The organism is Elstera litoralis, assembly GCF_000963705.1.
Classification (GTDB): Bacteria; Pseudomonadota; Alphaproteobacteria; order Elsterales; family Elsteraceae; genus Elstera; species Elstera litoralis.
This window is the reverse complement of sequence record NZ_LAJY01000844.1, coordinates 1-567: the sequence shown is the minus strand read 5'-3', so window position 1 is coordinate 567 and position 567 is coordinate 1. Positions and strand designations below refer to the sequence as shown.

Genomic DNA, 567 nt, shown 5'->3' with positions numbered 1-567 from the left:
ATATTCGGTGAACGTTACAAACATAAACACTCTTGAGCGCAGTATTAATAAATTAGAATTAGAGGTAAGAGTGAAAGATAAAATGGTAAATGCGGACAGGATTGGGGAAATTATTGTTATTGACAAGAGTGACCCGCTGATATTTGCGGTTGATGTAATTGCAAATTCTCTGCTTCGTCATTTAAAGAAGCTTTCAAGCGATGCGCCTCTTAATATCGATAAAAGTGTGCGGGATTGGTGTTTGTTCGATAATACTTTTATAAAAAAACTACGCAATGATAGGCTTCCAATAATAGATTTTCATTGAAAATGAATATTATTTTGAATAAAAACTCAAAAATATTTTTTACAGGAATTGTTTTACTAATGTAAAGTCGATTTAAGGGTGAATTTCACGCAATGATGTCCCAAGAAAATTGTTATTTTTATTCTTTTACTGAATCGTTGAACTAGATAGCTCAGTTATAGAGAGTCGCCCCGCAGTCTGGATGCTCAAATAGCGACAGAGTAGTAAGGTCGTTGCTTCCCTTCCAATTTCACGATAGAAAGAACTATACAGGAACGAAT

Annotated in this window: 1 protein-coding gene; it reads left to right on the top strand. The window is 34.2% G+C overall.

The window, feature by feature from the left end:
- The coding region (locus VZ95_RS26280) for a hypothetical protein (protein WP_232302782.1) at positions 1-307 on the top strand (307 nt) is incomplete at its 5' end.
- Between the last annotated feature and the right edge of the window lie 260 nt (positions 308-567).